This window comes from Methylobacterium sp. WL18 (genome assembly GCF_008040015.1).
In the GTDB taxonomy this organism is placed as follows: domain Bacteria; phylum Pseudomonadota; class Alphaproteobacteria; order Rhizobiales; family Beijerinckiaceae; genus Methylobacterium; species Methylobacterium mesophilicum.
Genome location: NZ_VRVD01001050.1, coordinates 1 through 1002, shown reverse-complemented (window position 1 = coordinate 1002; position 1002 = coordinate 1). Strand labels below are relative to the sequence as shown.

1 pseudogene is annotated in these 1002 nt (G+C 67.7%); it reads right to left on the bottom strand.

The window, feature by feature from the left end:
- Positions 1-27: 27 nt before the first annotated feature.
- Positions 28-1002: pseudogene (locus FV228_RS30815) on the bottom strand (IS3 family transposase); the annotation flags it as partial.

Below are 1002 nucleotides of genomic sequence, written 5' to 3'. Positions count from 1 at the left end.
TGGGATTGCCCGGTTTCTGTGGACGGTTCAGGGGGCTTGGCTAAGCAGGGTCTCGGGCAACGGGTCCGAGCGGGTTTCATTCTCGTAGACAACGGGCGAGCGGTAGCCGAGCGCCGAGTGCCGGGGCCGCGGATTGTAGAAGCCCTCGATATAGCTGAAGCAAGCCATCCGAGCCTCGGCCTGCGAGCGGAAGCGGCGGCGGGCGAGCAGCTCACATTCGAGGGTCGAGAAGCCCTTCGACAAGCTCAGGGTGAGGGCTTTCGGCCATGGCGTTGTCGTAGGCATCGCCGACCGAGCCCATCGAGGGGCGTACGCCAGCCTCCCGGCATCGATTGCCGAAGGCCAGCGACGTGTATTGCGAGCCCTGATCGGAGTGGTGGATGACATCGCGGGGCCTGCGCTGGGTGACGGCCATCTCCAGAGCGTCCAGGACGAGTTCCGAGCGTAGGTGAGTCGCCATGGCCAACCCGACGATCCGGCGGCTGAAGGCGTCGAGCACCACCGCGAGATAGAGGAAGCCGGCGGCCGTGGGCACGTAGGTGATGTCGGCCACCCAGAGCCGGTTCGGGGCGGTGGCCACGAAGTTGCGGTCGACGAGGTCGGGGGCCGGTCGCGCCTCTCGATCTCGCCGCGTCGTGACAGGCCCGCTGCGCCGATGGCTGGTTCCGACGAGACCGGCTTCGCGCATCAGCCGGGCGATGCGTTTGCGGGAATGCCGTTCACCCTGGTCGCGTAGATCGGCGTGGACGCGCGGTGTACCATAGGTCTCGTGCGAGCCGAGATGGACGGTGCGGATCCGCTTCAGCAAGGCTGTGTCTGCCAACCGTCGCGCCGATGGCTGCCGGTCGACCCAGGCATAGTACCCGGCCTTCGATACGCCGAGCCGGGTCCCATCGCGGCAAGCCGCGATGGGTGCCCGCTGCGCGCCATGGCGGCGATGGGGAAATCGGCCTGGTTGGCGCTCATGACCCGGAAGACCCCGAGGGGACAACCCCGGTCTCC